The organism is Bradyrhizobium sp. SZCCHNGR1005 (assembly GCF_032489995.1).
Lineage (GTDB): Bacteria > Pseudomonadota > Alphaproteobacteria > Rhizobiales > Xanthobacteraceae > Bradyrhizobium.
Map to the genome: position 1 here is coordinate 215,082 of NZ_JAUEZC010000006.1, position 16,243 is coordinate 231,324.

A 16,243-nucleotide genomic window follows, 5' to 3' on the forward strand; every position below is an offset into this window, starting at 1 on the left:
GGACGACGCGCAGCGTCGGGCCCGGAATCCATTTGGCGTCGGCGCCGGTGGTGAAATGGATTCCGGGCTCGGCTCTTCGAGCCACCCCGGAATGACAGCGGAAAGAGATCGGCAGCTGAAATGTTCATCCACCGCCGCGACGTGCAGATCCAGTGGGGTGATTGCGACCCTGCCAACATCGTCTACTACCCGCGCTATTTTGCGATGTTCGACGATTCCACCTCGGTCATGTTCGAGGCGGCCGGCTTCTCCAAGCAGGACATCGTCCGCCGCTACGGCCTGGTCGGCATTCCCATGGTCGACACCCGCGCGAAGTTCTACATCCCCTCAACCTATGGCGACTGGATCACGATCGAGAGCCGGATCGAGAGTTTCAAGCGGTCGTCATTCGAGGTCATTCACAAGGTCTACAAGGGCGAGGCTTTGGCGATCGAAGGCTTCGAGACCCGCGTCCTGGTCGGGCGCGATCCCGACAACCCCGACAAGCTGAAATCGGCGCCGATCCCTGAGGAAATAAAGGTTAAATTCATGCAGGGCTGACTCCTGCGGCATTGTCGCCTAAAGAGGGGCTCGACTTCAGCTGAATATTGCGCTCTGAACAGCAAAACGCTCTGAACAGCGAAACAATGAAGGGAGGACAATCGATGAAGAAGGCCTATTGGGCGGCGGCTGCAGTCGCGACCGTGCTCGGTATCGCGTCAGCGTCGGCCGAGACGAACGAGATCGTGATCGGCATCACCACCACGACCACCGGCCCTGGAGCGGCGCTCGGCATCCCCGAGCGTAACGCGCTGGAATTCGTGCCGAAAGAGATCGGCGGCGTGCCGCTGAAGGTGATCGTGCTCGACGACGGCGGCGATCCGACCACCGCGACCACCAACGCGCGGCGCTTTGTCACGGAGTCCAAAGCCGACATCATCATGGGGTCGGCGGTGACGCCGCCCACCATCGCGGTATCGAATGTCGCCAATGAGGCTGGCGTTCCGCATTTCGCGCTGGCGCCGTTTCCGGTGACGCCTGAGCGCGCCAAATGGTCGGTGGTGATGCCGCAGCCGGTGCCGATCATGGGCAAGGTGCTGTACGAGCACATGAAGGCGCACAACATCAAGACCGTCGGCTATATCGGCTACTCCGATTCCTACGGCGATCTTTGGTTCAACGACCTGAAGAACCAGGCCGTGCCGATGGGCATCACCATCGCCGATGAGGAGCGTTTCGCGCGTCCCGACACGTCGGTCACCGGCCAGGTGCTCAAGCTGGTCGCCGCCAATCCGGATGCGATCCTGGTCGGCGCCTCCGGCACCGCCGCGGCGCTGCCGCAGACCGAGCTGCGCGAGCGCGGCTATACGGGTCTCATCTATCAGACCCACGGCGCTGCCAGCATGGACTTCATCCGCATCGCGGGCAAGGCAGCCGAGGGCGTGATCATGGCCTCCGGCCCGGTGATGTCGCCGGAAACCCAAGCCGATAGCGCGCTGACCAAGAAGCCCGGTCTGGAGCTCAACAAGGACTATGAGGCCAAGTATGGCCCGAACAGCCGCAGCCAGTTCGCCGGCCATTCCTATGACGCCTTCGAGATCCTGAAGCGCGTCATTCCGGTGGCACTGAAGACTGCCAAGCCCGGCACGCCGGAGTTCCGCGAGGCGATCCGTCAGGCGCTGTTGACCGAGAAGGACCTGGCCGCCAGCCAGGGTGTCTACAACTTCACCGAAACGGATCGCTCCGGCCTCGACGACCGCGCCCGCATCATCCTGACCGTGAAGGACGGGAAGTACGTCCCGGCGGAATAGGCGAAGATCGCTTCATTCGATCCACGCAAACGAAAGGCCGGCTCGTCGAGCCGGCCTTCAGCGTCTCGGTCTGCTCTCTGTCGTCTAGCCCGCTGCCGTCTCGGCAAAGCCGAGATAGCTGGCGGCCACGCGCTGGTCGGTCGCGATCTCGTCCGCCTTGCCGTTCAGCACGAACTCGCCGAGCTCCATCACATAGGCGCGGTCCGCTACCTGCAACGCGGCCTTGGCGTTCTGCTCGACCAGCAGCACCGAGACGCCATCCTGCCGCAGCTTGGCGATGATCTCGAAGATGCCGGCGACGATGATCGGGGCAAGGCCGAGGCTCGGCTCGTCCAGCATCAGCAGCTTGGGTGCGCCCATCAGTGCGCGGCCCATCGCCAGCATCTGCTGCTCGCCGCCGGACAGGGTGCCGGCAAGCTGCTTGCGCCGCTCCTTCAGCCGCGGAAACAGCGTGTAGACGTGCTCGAACCCGGCAGCGGTGCGCGCCTTGTTCATGCGGAACGCGCCGAGCTGCAGATTGTCCTCGACGTTCATGCTGGCGAACAGCTCGCGATGTTCGGGCACGAGACAAAGACCCAGCGCAACGCGGTCCTCGATCTCGAGCCGGGCCAGGTTCTCGCCGGCAAACGTGACGCGTCCCTTCAGCGGCAGCACGCCCATGACGGCGCTGAGCAGGGTGGTCTTGCCGGCCCCGTTGGCGCCGATGATGGTGACGATTTCGTTGTCACCGACCTCGAGCGAGACCGAGCGCACCGCTTCGACCTTGCCATAGGACACATGAGCGTCCGTAACCGACAGCAGCACGCTCATGCGGTGGCTCCGAGATAGGCCTTGATCACCTCTGGATTGGTCTTGATCGCGGCTGGCGTTCCTTCCGCGATCTTGGTGCCGAAATCGAGCACCACGATGCGATCGGCGAGGTCCATCACAAATCCCATGTCGTGCTCGACCAGGAGCACCGACATGCCGCCGGCGCGCAGTTCACGTAATAGCGCGGCGAGCCGCTGCTTCTCCATGTGGCGCAGGCCCGCGGCAGGCTCGTCGAGCAGGAGCAGCATCGGATCGACACAGAGGGCTCGCGCGATCTCGACGATGCGCTGTTGCCCGAGCGACAGCGAGCCCGCGAGCTGATCCATCTGGTCGGCGAGACCGACGCGTGCGATCTGCCGCGCGGCTTCCGCGAGCAGCTTCGCCTCGTCCCCGCGGTCGAGCCGCAGCATGCTGGACAGTGGCCCGGCGTGCCCGCGCAGATGCGCGCCGATCGCGACATTCTCCAGCACGGTCATGTCGGGCACCAGCTTGACGTGCTGGAAGGTTCTGGCGATGCCGAGCTTGACCACCTCCTGCGGTGGCGCCTTGCCGATCGGTTTGCCCAGCATCGAGACATTCCCGGAGGTCGCCGGCAGCACGCCGGTGATCAGGTTGAAGGTGGTGCTCTTGCCGGCGCCGTTCGGGCCGATCAGCGCCACGATCTCGCGCGCCTGCACCTCGAAGGAGACGTTGTTGACTGCGACCACGCCGCCGAACTGCTTCCTGGCGTTGTCGACCTGGAGCAGCACCTCGTGCGGGGCGGCTTGGCGCTCGCGCGCGGGCAGCGTGAGCGAGGTCGCGGGCTTTTTCCCGAGCGGTTTGAGCGGCAGCCATGCCGTCAGCCACGGCCACAGGCCGGTCGGTGCCAGCTGCAACAGCCCCACCAGCAGAATGCCGAACACGATCGTCTCGAGCTGGCCTTCGCCATGCAGCAGCAGCGGCAGATAGCTCTGCAGCACTTCCTTCAGGATCACGACGATCGCGGCGCCCAGCACGCCGCCCCACACATAGCCGGCGCCGCCGACCACCGCGACGAACAGATATTCGATGCCGGCCTGGGCGCCGAAAGGAGTCGGGTTCACCGCGCGGGTGAAGTGGGCATAGAGCCAGCCGGAGAGGCCGGCCAGCACGGCGGCGTAGATGAAGACCAGGAGCTTGGCGCTGGGCGCATAGACGCCGAAGGCCTCGGCCGCGATGTGGCCCCTCCGCAGTGCGCGGATCGCGCGGCCGGTGCGAGAATCCAACAGGTTCATCGTCAGCAGCGCCGCGAGCAGCACCCCGATCCAGATGGCGTAATAGATCGTGCCGGCATCGAGCATCTTCAGCGAGCCGATCGCAAGCGGCGGAATGCCGGAAACGCCGTCATTACGGCCGAGAAATGCGAGCTTGCTGAAGAGGTAGAACAGCCCAAGCCCCCAGGCGAGGGTGCCGAGCGGCAGATAGTGGCCTGACAGGCGCACGGTGACGAGTCCGAGCAGCACCGCCGCTGCGCCGGAGACCAGGAGCGACAATGGCAGGGTCAGCCAGGGCGATACGCCATAATTCGCGGACAGCACGGCCGTGGTGTAGGCGCCGAAGCCGACAAAGGCGGCCTGGCCGAACGAAGTGAGCCCACCCACGCCGGTGAGCAGCACGAGCCCCATAGCGACCAGCGCGGACAGGCCGATATTGTCGAGCAGCACGATCCAGAACGGCGGTACGCCCGGGATGAACGGGATCGCCGCCATGATGGCGGTAAAGATGAGGAGGGGCCAACGCTCGCGCATCGCGCTAGTCCTTTTCTTCTTCCACGGCGGGCGCGGCCAGCGACCGCAGCACCAGCACGGGGATCAGCAGCGTGAAGACGATCACTTCCTTGAAGTTCGAGGCATAGAAGGAGGAGAATGCCTCCACGATGCCGACGACAATCGCCGCGACTGCAGTGAGCGGATAGCTGACGAGCCCGCCGATGATCGCCGCGATGAAGCCTTTCAGGCCGATCAGAAATCCGGTGTCGTAATAGAGCGTCGTGATCGGCACGATCAGGATGCCGGAGAGTGCACCGATCGTGGACGCCAGCAGGAATGCGATCTGGCCCGACAGCGTGGTGCGGATGCCGACCAGCCGCGCGCCCAGCCGATTCACGGCGGTTGCGCGCAGCGCCTTGCCGTAAAGCGTCAGCCCGAAGAACAGCCAGAGCGCGACAATGAAGGAGACGGTAAGGCCGTACACCGCCATGCCTTGGCCGGTGAAGCGCAAGGGACCCAGCACGGCTGAGGCGGTGAGCAGGGCAGGGCCGCGCTGGCCCTCGGCGCCGAAGAACAGCAGTCCGAGGCCCTGCAGCGCCAGATGGCAGCCGACCGAGGCGATCAGGAGCACCAGCACCGACGTGTGCGCCAAAGGCTGGAACACGATGCGATAGAGCGAGACCCCGATCGCCGCTACGATCAACAGCGAGAGGACGAGGTTGATGCCGACAGGCGGCCGTTGGCCGGCGGCCCAGATCGTCGCGGCCAGCACCAGGCCTGGGAAGACGACGTTGACGGCGAAAGCGCGCGCAATGCGCGGCAAATGCAGCGATTTGCGCGCTGCGTAAAGATCGAAGGCGAAGGCGACGACGCCCATGGCCAGCGCCAGCTTGGCGGTACCAGGCATCTGGCCGGCTGCCAGCGAGGCGTAGGTCAGCGCGCCATAGGTGACGAATTCGCCCTGGGGGATCAGGATCACGCGCGTCACCGCGAACACCAGCACGAGCGCCAGCCCGAGCAGCGCATAGATCGCGCCGTTGGTAATGCCGTCCTGCAGCAGGAACAGCATGATCGTTGTGTTCAAGGCTGGACGCTCCCCCTTTGATGACCGATCGCGGCCGGCATTCGTCGCCGTTGTGTCGCAGCAGTTGAAATCGGCTGCCGGTGTTTGGTATGAGGGATAACAATTATCAAGTATAATCTCAAGGCCGCTGTTTCGCTGCGGTCTTTTGGGAGGGGGAAGCCGACGCCATGACTTTCATGGACTGCAATGGCAGATAGCGTCAAAAATCAAGCCGTAAGCAGCCAAGCCAAGAGCAGCCAAGTCAAGACCAGCCAGGGCTCGAAGGAGCCTGCCGGACCGGCTGACGAGACGCAAGCTGTGCGGCTTGGCGAGCTGTCCGACCTGCTCGGCTACGTGCTCAAACGCGCCCAGCTCAAGGTGTTCGAGGACTTTCTGCATTGCGTCGCGCCGCTGCAGCTGACCCCGGCGCAGTTCTCGGTGCTGCTGTTGCTTGACAATAATCCCGGTCGCAACCAGACCGAGATCGCCAACACCCTCGGCATCCTCCGTCCGAACTTCGTGTCGCTGCTCGACAGCCTGGAAAGTCGCGGCTTCTGCACCCGGGTCCGCTCGCCCCATGACCGCCGCTCGCACATCCTGGTGCTCACCGAGAAGGGGCGCGGCGTGCTGGCGCGGGCGAAAAAGCTGGTCGTCTCCAAACACGAGGCAAGGCTGAACGAGCTGCTGGGCCCGGACGGGCGCGACACGCTGCTCGCAATGCTGACCAAGATCGCGCGGGAGTTTTGACGCCGAGCCGTCCTCCCCGAGCCGTCCTTCCGGGCGCAGGTCCTATAACCACAGCGACGTGGAGAGAGTGACGCCTCAATCCACCAAGATCACCCTGACGTCGTTCACGTTGGTCAGCGTCGGCCCGGTCAGCAGCAGATCGCCGGTCGCAGCAAAGAACGCGGTCGCGTCATTGTTGGCGAGATAGGCCTTCGGATCGAGGGCCCTTTCGCGCATCGCCGCGAAGGTCGTGCCGTCGACGATCGCCCCGGCAGGATCGGAGGCGCTGCCGGCGCCGCCATCGGCGCCGTCGGTGTCGCCAGCGAGCGCGGCGATGTCCGGCGTGTCCTTGAGCAGGTCGGCGAGCGCCAACGCGTATTCTTGGTTCGGGCCGCCGCGGCCATTCCCGGTGACGGTGACGGTGAGCTCGCCGCCGGAGAGGATCGCGACGCGCCGTCCATGCGCGCGGGCATCAAGCGCCAGCCTCACATGCTCGGCAGCGACCTCGCGCGCCTCGCCTTCGAGATCGGCGCCGAGATCGATCACCTCGTAACCGGCCTCTCTGGTCTTCACGATCGCCGCGTCCAGCGAGGCCCGCGGGCGCGCGATCAGTTCGAATCTGGCACGTGCAAACGCGGGATCGTCCGGCTTGCAGCTTTCGTTGTCGGGGTTCTCGAGCGCGCGCGCAATCGCCGGCTCGATCGCGAGCTTGTACTTCGCGATGATCGCACATGCGTCAGCAAGCGTCGTGGGATCGGGGACCGTCGGCCCCGATGCGATCGCGGACGGATCGTCATGCGGTACGTCCGAGATCGCAAGCGTTACGATCGCGGCCTTCTGCCCGGCGCGCGCCAGCCGGCCGCCCTTGATCCGCGACAGATGTTTGCGCACCGTGTTGATCTCGCCGATCGGCGCGCCGGAGCGCAGCAGCGCTCGCGTCAGTTGCTGTTTCTGCGCGAACGTCACTCCGTCCGCGGGCGCAATCCAGTTCGCCGAGCCGCCGCCGGAGAGCAGCACCAGCATGAGGTCGTCGGCGCCGGCCGTTGCCGCCAGTTGCAGGGTCTCATCCGCCGCTTTCAGTCCGGCTTCGTCGGGCATCGGATGGCCGGCTTCGATCACCTTGATCCGCCGCGTCGGCACGCCGTGGCCGTGGCGGGTGGTGGCGATGCCGGTCAGCCGTGCGGGATCGAGCGCGAGCACATCGAGATAGTGCCGCTCCGCGGCCGCAGCCATCGCCGCGGCCCCCTTGCCGGCGGCGAGGCAGATGATGCGGCCCTTCGGCACCGCCGGCAGGTGGGAGGCAAGCACGATATCCGGATGTGCCGCGGCGACTGCGGCGTCGAAGATCGTGCGGAGCAGTGGACGGCGACTGCTCACGCGACGCCGTCCTTGGTGGGAAGAGCGATTATTTGCCCAGCTCTCCGCTCATGACCTCGCCGAACAGCTGCCAGCGTTCGCCCTTGAACTGCATCAGCTGCAACTGCTCGATCGGCTGAAAGTCGTCGGCCGCTGTGGTCACGGTGACGCCGGGCAGCAGGCCGCCTTGCGGAAATTGCTTCAAGCTTGCCGCCTGCTTCATCACATTGGCGCGGGTCAGATCGTCGCCGCATCGTTTCAGCACCTCGACCATGGTGGTCGCGATGTTGTAGCCGGTCAGCGCCGACGAATCTATGGGATTGGTCTCCGGCAGGTATTTGGCGAGCAGTTCCTTGAAGGCGCCCAGGCCGGGATCGTTGGCCCATTGCGGATCTGAGGCGTCCTTGGCATAGGCTGCCGAGATCACCCCTTGCGAGTTCTCGACGCCGGCAGGGCGCATCACCGCCGCCGTCGAGGCGCTCACATTGGCGATGATGGTCAACGGCTTCCAATTCATTTCGCCGAGCTTCTTGATCGCCTGGGCGCCCGATTTCGGCGTCGTGAACAGCACGATCACGTCGGGATTGGCGGCCTTGATCTTGACGATGTGGGACTCGACGGTCGGTTCGGAGACTTCATAGCTCTCCTCCAGCACGAGCCGGCTGGGATCGCCAAGGCCATCCTTCAAACCCTTCAGGTAATCCTTGCCCATGTCATCGTTCTGGTAGAGCACGGCGATCTTGGCACCGGGCTTCTCCTTCAGAAGATATTTCGCGTAGATCCGGGCCTCCGACTGGTAGCTTGGCAGCCAGCCCATGGTCCACGGAAAGGTTTTCGGCTCGTTCCACTTGGTGGCGCCGGTGGCCACGAACAGCTGCGGGATCTTCTTGGAGTTGAGATATTTCTGGATCGCGGTGTTGGGCGCGGTGCCGAGCACGCCGCCCAGGAACAGCACCTCGTCGCTCTCGACCAGCTTGCGCGCCTGTTCAACCGTCTTCGGCGGCGAATAAGCGTCGTCATAGGAGATGAAGGTGATCTTGCGGCCGTTGATGCCGCCGTCGTCGTTGACCTTCTTGAACACCGCGGCCATCGCCTTCCCGACGGAGCCGTAGGCCGAGGCCGGGCCGCTATACGGGACGATGTTGCCGATCTTGATCTCGGTGTCGCTGGCGCCGTTGTCGTATTTCGACTCGGCGAATGCGGGGCCGCCGGCGGCGCCGACCAGGGCCAAGCCGAGCAGCGCCGATACGGCGCGACGGGTCGCGGGGATAAACATCTCCAACTCCTTTTTAGATTTGTTCTTGGAGCTGCCTTCTCGGAAGGTCCGGCAGCTCGTTTGCGTTCCTCAACAGAGTTCTACCTAGCTCATGAACGTGACTGGCGTAAATGCGAAAGCGGTGGACGCACCGATTGGCTGATGAGTGGTTTAACGAAATCCTTGCAAAGAAAAGCCTCCCGCGACGTGACGTCGCAGGAGGCTGAGGCCTGGATCGGATGTGTTGCGTCTAGCCGCCGACGTCAGCTGAGATGACGTCGCCGAACAGCTGCCATCGTTCGCCGGTGAAACGCATGAGCTGCAGCTGGCTGATCGGAGCAAAGTCGGTTGCTGAGGTATTGATCGTAATGCCAGGCAGCAGCACCTCGGTTCGGAAGTCGCGCAAGCTGGCGGCCTGCTTCATCACATTCTCTCGGGTCAGATTGTCGCCGCACTGTTTCAGGACCTGCACCAAGGTCTGCGCCACGCCGTAACCGACCACTGTGCCATTGTCCAATTTGTCGCCCTCCGGAAAATCCTTGGTCATGAACTCCAGATAGGCCTTCATGCCGGGATCATTGACCCATTGCGAATCGGTCGTGTCTTTCACGTACTGCGCCGAGACGATGCCTTGGGCATTGGCAAAGCCGGCGGGCTTGATCACGCTGCCGACCGAGGCCGAGACATTGTTGAGGATGTGCAGCACCTTCCACTCGACTTCACCGACCTTCTTGATCGCTTGCGCGGCGAACTTCGGCGTCGCGATGTCAACGAAGACATCGGCGCCCGATGATTTGAGCTTGACGATGTGACTGTCGATGGTCGGCTCGGTGGTCTCGTAGCTCTCTTCGGCGATGATCATGGTCGCGGCCTTGGCGCCGAGTCCGTCCTTCAAGCCCTTCAGATAGTCCTTGCCGTAATCGTCGTTCTGATAGAGCACGGCGATCTTGGCGTCGGGCTTTTCCTTGAGGAGATATTTGGCATAGATCCGCGACTCGGCCTGGTAGCTCGGTTGCCAGCCCATGGTCCAAGGGAAGTCTTTCGGGTCGTTCCACTTGGTGGCGCCGGTCGCGACGAACAACTGCGGGACTTTCTTCGCGTTCATGTATTTCTGGATCGCCGAGTTCGACGGCGTTCCGAGCGAGTTGAAGATCAGCAGGACCTCGTCGCTCTCGACCAGCTTGCGCGCCTGCTCGACCGCTTTTGGGGGCGAATAGGCGTCGTCATAGGAGACGAAGTTGATCTTACGGCCGTTGATGCCGCCTTCGTCGTTGATCTTCTTGAAATAGGCGGCTTCGGTCTTGCCGATGATGCCGTAGGCGGAGGCCGGGCCGCTATAGGGCATGATGTTGCCGATCTTGATCTCGGTATCGCTGGCGCCGGGATCGTATTTCTTTTCGGCGGCCGATGCGCCGCTCGCGGCAACGACGAGAAAGGCCGCCGTCACAGCGGCTGCCCTGCAGATGATGGTCATGTGTTTCTCCCTCTGATTTTTCTTACGCACGATTTTAGATGACGTGTCGTCGGCCCTTTTTTGAAGGCTCTTCTTGAATGCGGGATCATAGCAGAGATCGATGGCGAATGCCCACGCCGACACGCTGCACGCGTCACGGTGCAGTGCGGCAGACGTCGTGCGCGGCGCGCGCCGTCTTCAAGGGGAAGAGACGAATCCGGGCCAGTGGCGCGATTGCAAAGAAAAGCCCCGCATCGCCGGGGCTCGTTGGAGATGGTATTCGTTGCGGGATCGGCTTGCCGCGGCGCGGCTTACTTCTCCAATTCACCGCTCATGATATCACCGAACAATTCCCATTGCTGGCCCTTGAAGCGCATCATCTTGAGCTGTTTGATCGGGGCAAAATCGTCGGGCGCGGTGTTGATCTTGATTCCCGGCAGCAGCGTGTCCGGCTGAAAGTCTTTCAGGCTCGCTGCCTGCTCCATGACGTTGGCGCGGGTGAGATCGTCGCCGCACATCTGCAGTACCTTTACCAGCGTCTGCGCCGCGCCATAACCATAGACGGTCGCGCTGTCGAGCTTGTTGCCCTCCGGATAGTACCGTTGGAGAAATTCGGCAAACTTCTTCATTCCGGGATCATTGTCCCACTGCGGATCGGCGGCATCCTTCGCATAGGCAGCCGACAGGATGTCTTGCGCGTTCTCATAGCCCGCCGGCTGGATGACGCTGCCCACCGAGGCCGAGATGCTAACCAGGAGGTGCGTCGGATGCCAGTCGATCTCGGCGAGTTTCTTGATCGCTTGGGCGGCGAATTTCGGCGTGGCCACGCTGAAGAAGACGTTGGCGCCGGAGGCCTTCAGCTTGACGATGTGGCCGTCGATCGAGGGTTCTGAGGTCTCGTAGCTCTCCTCCGCGACGATCATCGAGCCGGCCTTCTCGCCGAGCCCGTCTCGCAGGCCTTTCAAGTAGTCCTTGCCGAAATCGTCGTTCTGAAACAGAACGCCGATCTTGGCGCCGGGCTTTTCCTTCAACAGGTACTTGGCATAGATGTGCGCCTCGTTCTGATAGCTCGGCTGCCAGCCCATGGTCCACGGAAAGTTCTTTGGATCGTTCCATTTTGTGGCGCCGCTCGCGACGAAGAGCTGCGGCACTTTTTTTGAGTTGAGATATGTCTGAATTGCCGAGTTCGACGGCGTGCCCAGCGGATTGAAAACCGCGAGCATTTCGTCGCTCTCCACCAGCTTGCGGATCTGTTCGATTGCTTTCGGTGGCGAATAGGCGTCGTCATAGCTGACGAACGTGATCTTGCGGCCATTGATGCCGCCTTCTGCATTGATCTGGTTGAAGTAGGCCTGTTCGGTCTTGCCGATCACCCCGTAGGCGGAGGCCGGACCGCTATAGGGCATGATGTTGCCGATCTTGATCTCGTTGTCGGACGCGCCGGGGTCATATTTCTTCCGGGCAAGTGCTGCGCCCGAGGTGAGCGCGACCACTGCCGTCGCGAGCGCCGCGATCCGGATCGTTCGGCTGACGTGCAAATTTATCTTCCTGGTCGGCATCGCACTGCTTTGAAGACGGTCTCAGCGGTTGCGCGCTTTCTCGATGAGCTGCTGGGCGACCATGGCGACCTGCCTAGCGCCGTGTGGCACCAGGAAGATGACCAGGAACAAGAGCACGCCGAAGACCGCTCCGGAGAGGCCCTTGGAGATTCCCTCGGCCATGTTCGGCACGAAGATGATGAAGGCAGCGCCGACGAACGAGCCCGGCAGCCAGCCGACGCCGCCGACCACCATGCCGAGGAACAGCGAGATCGCCAGCGTGATCGTGTAGCTGTCAGGTGCCACGAATTGCACGGCGATGGCGCCGAGACCGCCGGCCACGCCGGTAATGCCGGCGCTGACGCCGAAAGCCAGCGTCTTGTAGGTGGCGACGTCGATCCCCATCGCGGAGGCTGCGATCTCGTTGTCGCGGATCGCCATGAAGGCGCGGCCGGAACGAGAGCGTAACAGGTTCACCGAGAAGATATAGATCGCGATCGTGACCGCGAGCGTGAAGTAGTACAGCCACATGTCCTGCGACATCGGCAGGCCGAACGGCGCGTCCGGCTTGGTCACCACCAGCCCCTGCACGCCGCCGGTCCATGGCTCGAAGAATCCGAGCTTCAGCAGCTGCGGCATCGCGGTCGCCAGCGCGAAGGTCGCGAGCGCCAGGTAGACGCCGGACAGCCGTAGCGCCGGCTGGCCGAACAAGAATCCCGCGCCGAAGCAGACCACGCCTGCCACGGGCAAGGTCAGCGCGTAATTGACGCCATACTGCTCCATCAGGATCGCCGAGGTGTAGGCGCCGATGGCGTAGAACGCGCTCTGGCCGAGCGAGAACTGGCCGCTGCCGCCGGTCAGGATATTGAGCGCCAGCACGGCCAGTCCGTAGATCAGGAGCATGGTCATCTGGAAGATGACGAAGTTCTTGGTGAACAGCGGGACAATCAGGAGCAGCAGCACCACCACGAAGGCGGTACCGGAGCTCAAGGTCATGGCCCGCTTCGGCACGGCCTCGACTGCGGGTGCGTGGCTTGCGAGTTCCTCGACTGCGCTCATGGATCAGACTCGCTTGACGATATGCCGGCCGAACAGGCCTGCGGGTTTGATGACCAGGACGGTGATGATCAGCGCCAGTGCGATCGGCAGCTTCAATTCGTTGCCGACGCCCGGGATATAGGTGCCTGCCAGGTTCTCGAAGATGCCGACCAGGAAGCCGCCGACGACGGCGCCGAACGGGCTCGTGAGGCCTCCGAGCACCGCGGCAGCGAAGCCATAAATCAGGACGCCGCCCATCATGTTGGGCTCCAGGAACACGACCGGGGCAATCAGCATGCCGGCGATCGAGCCGATCGCCGCGGCCATGCCCCAGCCGAGCGCGATCATCCAGGAGGTGTTGATGCCGACCAGCCGCGCCGATTCGGGCACCGAAGCGGCCGCCCGCATCGCAAGGCCGACGCGCGTATATTGGAAGAAGACATAGAGCCCGATCAGGAGCAGCACGGTGATGCCGATCATGCCGGCCTGGTGGGTCGAGATCAGCTGGCTGCCGAGGAAGGGCGAGGAGCCGAACGGCGTCGGATACTGCTTGATGGTGAAGTCCCAGATCAGGCCTGCGCTGGAGTTGATGATCGAGAACAGCGCGATGAAGCCGGCGACCTGGGTCAGGATCGGCGCCTTGGCCAGCGGCTTGAACAGAATGCGCTCGATCGCAATGCCTCCGATGAAGGAGAAGATCAGCGTGAGCAGGAAGGCTGCCCAATAAGGCAGGCCCCATTGCATCAGCTGCCAGGACACGAAGGTCGAGAACATCGCCATCTCGCCCTGCGCGAAGTTGAGATGGTCGATCGCCTGGTAGATCATCACGACGGCGAGCGCCATGCAGGCGTAGATCGCCCCGGTCGCGATGCCGGCCAGCACCTGGTTGGTGAAAAGCTCCATGGCCGCTCCCTTCAATAACCGAGATAGGATTTACGGACGTTCTCGTCGTTCGAGATATCCTTGGCCGCCCCCGCCATTACGATGCGGCCGGTCTCGATCACATAGGCCTGATCGGCGAGCTCGAGCGCGAGCTGCGCATTCTGCTCGACCACGAGGAGCGAGACCTTCTCTTCGCGATTGATCTGGCCGAGGATCCTGAACAGGTCGCGCACGATCAATGGCGCGAGCCCGAACGAGGGCTCGTCCAGCAGCATCAGTCTGGGCCGCAGCATCAGCGCGCGGGCGACCGCCAGCATCTGCTGCTCGCCGCCGGACAGCGTGCCGGCCTGCTGCGTATGCCGCTCCTTCAACTTCGGGAAATAGGCATACATGCGCTCGATATCGGAGACGATGTTGGCCTTGTCGCCGCGCGTGATCGCGCCGAGCTGCAGGTTCTCCTCCACCGTCATGTTGGTGAAAGTGCCGCGGCCCTGCGGCACGTGGGCGATGCCGAGGCGGACGATGTTCTCGGTCGAGCGGCTGGCGAGTGGCCGGCCGTCGAATTCGATCGCGCCGGTCGTCCGCACCATGTTGCAGATCGCCCGCAAGGTGGTGGTCTTGCCGGCGCCATTGGCGCCGAGCAGCGTCGTGAGCGAACCCTCGTTGAGCGAGAAAGAGAGGCCGTGCAGCGCCTGAACCTGGCCGTAATAGGCGCGAAGATCCTTCACATTCAGGAGCACGGTCATTGGTCCTTGCTCCCGAGATAGGCCTTGATGACGTCGGGATTGGCCTGCACCTGGGCCGGGGTTCCCTCCGCGAGCTTCTTGCCGAAATTCAGCGCGACGACGTGGTCGGCGATCGACATCACGAGGCCCATGTGATGCTCGACGAGGAGCACGGTGACCTTGCGCTCGTCGCGGATGCGGCGGATCAGGTCGCCGAGCACATGGACTTCTTCATGGTTGAGGCCGCCGGCCGGCTCGTCCAGCAGCAGGATCTTGGGATCGGCGGCGAGTGCGCGCGCCAGTTCGACCCGCTTCTGGGTGCCGAACGGCAGGCCCGACACCGTCTTGTGCGCGACGCTTTCGAGGTCGAGATAGGACAGAATCTCATGGACCTTGGTGTTGACCGAGGCCTCGCTGCGGCGGACCCAGACGAGCTTGAGCGAATCCGAGATGATGTCGCTCGATGTGCGGGCGTGGGTGCCGACGCGCACATTGTCGAGCACGGACAGATTGGGGAACAGTGCGACATTCTGGAAGGTGCGGCCGATGCCGATCTCGGCGATCCGATGCGGCGGCCGCTTCAGGATGCTGCGACCCTCCATCAGGATGTCGCCGGCGCTCGGCTGATATAGCCGGGAGAGACAGTTGAACAGCGTGGTCTTGCCGGCGCCGTTCGGTCCGATCAGGCCGAGGATCTGGCCGTAATGCATGTCGAAGGACACGCCGTTGAGCGCAACGATGCCGCCGAACACGACGCTGACATCGCGCACGGCAAGCAGCGGATCCGCAGCTTGCGCGAACTGAGGCTGCGTCATGTCGCCTCGCCCCTGCCATGCAGCGGGGCGGATCGATGCGGCGCCTGATCACACTGATAAAGACTATCTGATCCCCTCGGCAACACGGGCAACTTTCCCTCCTGGCTTCGGCTTCTTGTTGTTATCTTTGTTGGATTGATTTGTTGGCAGCGCCATTCCTCCGAGCGCCGCTTCGATATTTCTTACCATCGCCACCAGGCGAGGTCCAATGTCGTTGCGCAAGCGCTCTTCGGTGAAGCGAAAGGCCGGCGCGCCGCAGTTGAATGCGTACGGTCCCGTACCGTCGTTGAGTTTCAATGCGACGCCGACCGCATGCACATCGTCCTGCCACTCTCCCGCGGAGATCGCAAAGCCGTACTTGGCGACGGTCTCCGCGGAACGCTCGATTCCGTCGCGCATCTTCGGCCAGCGGCTGCCGTAATGTTCGCGCAGTTCGCGCAAGAGAGCAACGCGTTCGTCGTCCGGAAGCGCCCAGATGAAGGCACGGCCCATCGCTGTAGTTGCGATCGGGATGCGTGAGCCTACGTCAAGTTGAACATTGACGACACCATTCCGGCTCTGCCCGAAATAGATCATGCTGAGCCGGTCGCGCGCCCCGATCGCCACCGCGCCGCCGGTCTCCCGCATCAATTGTTCGCGAAACGGCTCGGAGAGCTGCCGCACGCCGAGATTGGCAAGCGCGGCATAGCCGAGCGCCATCGCGGCGGGCGCCAACTGATATTTCTCGAAGCGCGGCACCGGCGTCAGATAGCCGAGCTTGGTCAACGTATAGGTCAGACGCGAGACGGTCGGTTTGGGCAGGTTGGTGCGCGCGGCGATCTCCTGATTGCCGAGCAGTCCGTCATTCGGACGGAATGCACGCAGCACCTCGAGCCCGCGGGACAGCGCGACGACGAAGCTGCGATCGGTCGCGGCTTTCTTCCCTGGACGTTTCATCTCACCGGCGGTCGATTGCTTCGTTGACAACGGTCGTGCTTCAAAATAACCGTGCGTGTCAAGATGCGGAATACAATTTCGCAGTGCGGAATTAAGTGTCTGCAGCGGGTAAACGCAAACAATGCAGCT

The 16,243-nt window shown here is 63.3% G+C and carries 15 protein-coding genes; 3 read left to right on the forward strand and 12 right to left on the reverse strand.

The features are described 5' to 3' along the window. Positions 1 to 120 precede the first annotated feature (120 nt). Together QXZ85_RS24695 and QXZ85_RS24700 are read left to right on the forward strand one after the other, a co-directional pair. Entirely contained in the window at positions 121 to 540 is a 420-nt protein-coding gene (locus QXZ85_RS24695) for a thioesterase family protein (RefSeq protein WP_315702887.1), read from the forward strand. Positions 541 to 644: 104 nt separating this feature from the next. After that, positions 645 to 1,790 carry an ABC transporter substrate-binding protein gene (locus QXZ85_RS24700; RefSeq protein ID WP_315702888.1) on the forward strand — a complete coding sequence of 382 codons (1,146 nt, stop codon included), beginning with the start codon at positions 645 to 647 and terminating at the stop codon, positions 1,788 to 1,790. An 84-nt stretch (positions 1,791 to 1,874) separates the two neighbouring features. On the opposite strand, the gene QXZ85_RS24705 is transcribed toward QXZ85_RS24700, so the two are convergent. Genes QXZ85_RS24705 through QXZ85_RS24715 form a run of 3 tightly spaced genes read right to left on the reverse strand, consistent with a single transcriptional unit; the run spans position 1,875 to position 5,411 of the window. Continuing rightward, positions 1,875 to 2,600, reverse strand: coding sequence for an ABC transporter ATP-binding protein (locus QXZ85_RS24705; protein ID WP_315768776.1), 726 nt, complete (start codon positions 2,598 to 2,600; stop codon positions 1,875 to 1,877). Next, entirely contained in the window at positions 2,597 to 4,366 is a 1,770-nt protein-coding gene (locus QXZ85_RS24710) for a branched-chain amino acid ABC transporter ATP-binding protein/permease (RefSeq protein ID WP_315702890.1), read from the reverse strand. The genes QXZ85_RS24705 and QXZ85_RS24710 overlap by 4 nt, the downstream gene beginning before the upstream one ends. A 4-nt stretch (positions 4,367 to 4,370) precedes the next feature. After that, complete coding sequence (locus QXZ85_RS24715; protein ID WP_315702891.1) at positions 4,371 to 5,411, reverse strand: branched-chain amino acid ABC transporter permease; 1,041 nt, start codon at positions 5,409 to 5,411, stop codon at positions 4,371 to 4,373. Positions 5,412 to 5,597: 186 nt separating this feature from the next. On the opposite strand from QXZ85_RS24715, the gene QXZ85_RS24720 reads away from it, so the two are divergent. Next, positions 5,598 to 6,137: a MarR family winged helix-turn-helix transcriptional regulator gene (locus tag QXZ85_RS24720; protein WP_315745421.1), complete on the forward strand. Its 540-nt coding sequence runs from the start codon at positions 5,598 to 5,600 to the stop codon at positions 6,135 to 6,137. A gap of 75 nt (positions 6,138 to 6,212) precedes the next feature. Here QXZ85_RS24720 and QXZ85_RS24725 read toward each other — a convergent pair whose 3' ends face one another. From QXZ85_RS24725 to QXZ85_RS24765, 9 genes are all read right to left on the reverse strand, one after another. Beyond that, a complete protein-coding gene (locus tag QXZ85_RS24725; protein WP_315702893.1) occupies positions 6,213 to 7,493 on the reverse strand; it encodes a glycerate kinase in 1,281 nt (426 codons plus the stop codon). 28 nt (positions 7,494 to 7,521) lie between these two features. Next, entirely contained in the window at positions 7,522 to 8,748 is a 1,227-nt protein-coding gene (locus QXZ85_RS24730; RefSeq protein WP_315702894.1) for an ABC transporter substrate-binding protein, read from the reverse strand. Between the two features lie 229 nt (positions 8,749 to 8,977). Beyond that, the gene (locus QXZ85_RS24735) at positions 8,978 to 10,201 is read right to left on the reverse strand and encodes an ABC transporter substrate-binding protein (RefSeq protein ID WP_315763594.1); all 1,224 of its coding nucleotides are present in this window, start codon (positions 10,199 to 10,201) and stop codon (positions 8,978 to 8,980) included. A 290-nt stretch (positions 10,202 to 10,491) separates the two neighbouring features. After that, a complete protein-coding gene (locus QXZ85_RS24740; protein ID WP_315768778.1) occupies positions 10,492 to 11,718 on the reverse strand; it encodes an ABC transporter substrate-binding protein in 1,227 nt (408 codons plus the stop codon). Positions 11,719 to 11,760: 42 nt separating this feature from the next. After that, the gene (locus QXZ85_RS24745) at positions 11,761 to 12,777 is read right to left on the reverse strand and encodes a branched-chain amino acid ABC transporter permease (protein WP_315702897.1); all 1,017 of its coding nucleotides are present in this window, start codon (positions 12,775 to 12,777) and stop codon (positions 11,761 to 11,763) included. Positions 12,778 to 12,780: 3 nt separating this feature from the next. Then, the gene (locus QXZ85_RS24750) at positions 12,781 to 13,659 is read right to left on the reverse strand and encodes a branched-chain amino acid ABC transporter permease (protein ID WP_315702898.1); all 879 of its coding nucleotides are present in this window, start codon (positions 13,657 to 13,659) and stop codon (positions 12,781 to 12,783) included. Between the two features lie 11 nt (positions 13,660 to 13,670). Then, on the reverse strand, positions 13,671 to 14,384 hold the full coding sequence (locus QXZ85_RS24755) for an ABC transporter ATP-binding protein (RefSeq protein WP_315702899.1): 714 nt from the start codon (positions 14,382 to 14,384) through the stop codon (positions 13,671 to 13,673). Continuing rightward, positions 14,381 to 15,178 (reverse strand): ABC transporter ATP-binding protein, encoded by a 798-nt coding sequence (locus QXZ85_RS24760; protein ID WP_315702900.1) that lies wholly within the window; start codon positions 15,176 to 15,178, stop codon positions 14,381 to 14,383. Before QXZ85_RS24760 ends, QXZ85_RS24755 begins: the two co-directional genes overlap by 4 nt. Positions 15,179 to 15,241: 63 nt before the next feature. Then, positions 15,242 to 16,114: an IclR family transcriptional regulator gene (locus QXZ85_RS24765; protein ID WP_315702901.1), complete on the reverse strand. Its 873-nt coding sequence runs from the start codon at positions 16,112 to 16,114 to the stop codon at positions 15,242 to 15,244. Positions 16,115 to 16,243 lie beyond the last annotated feature (129 nt).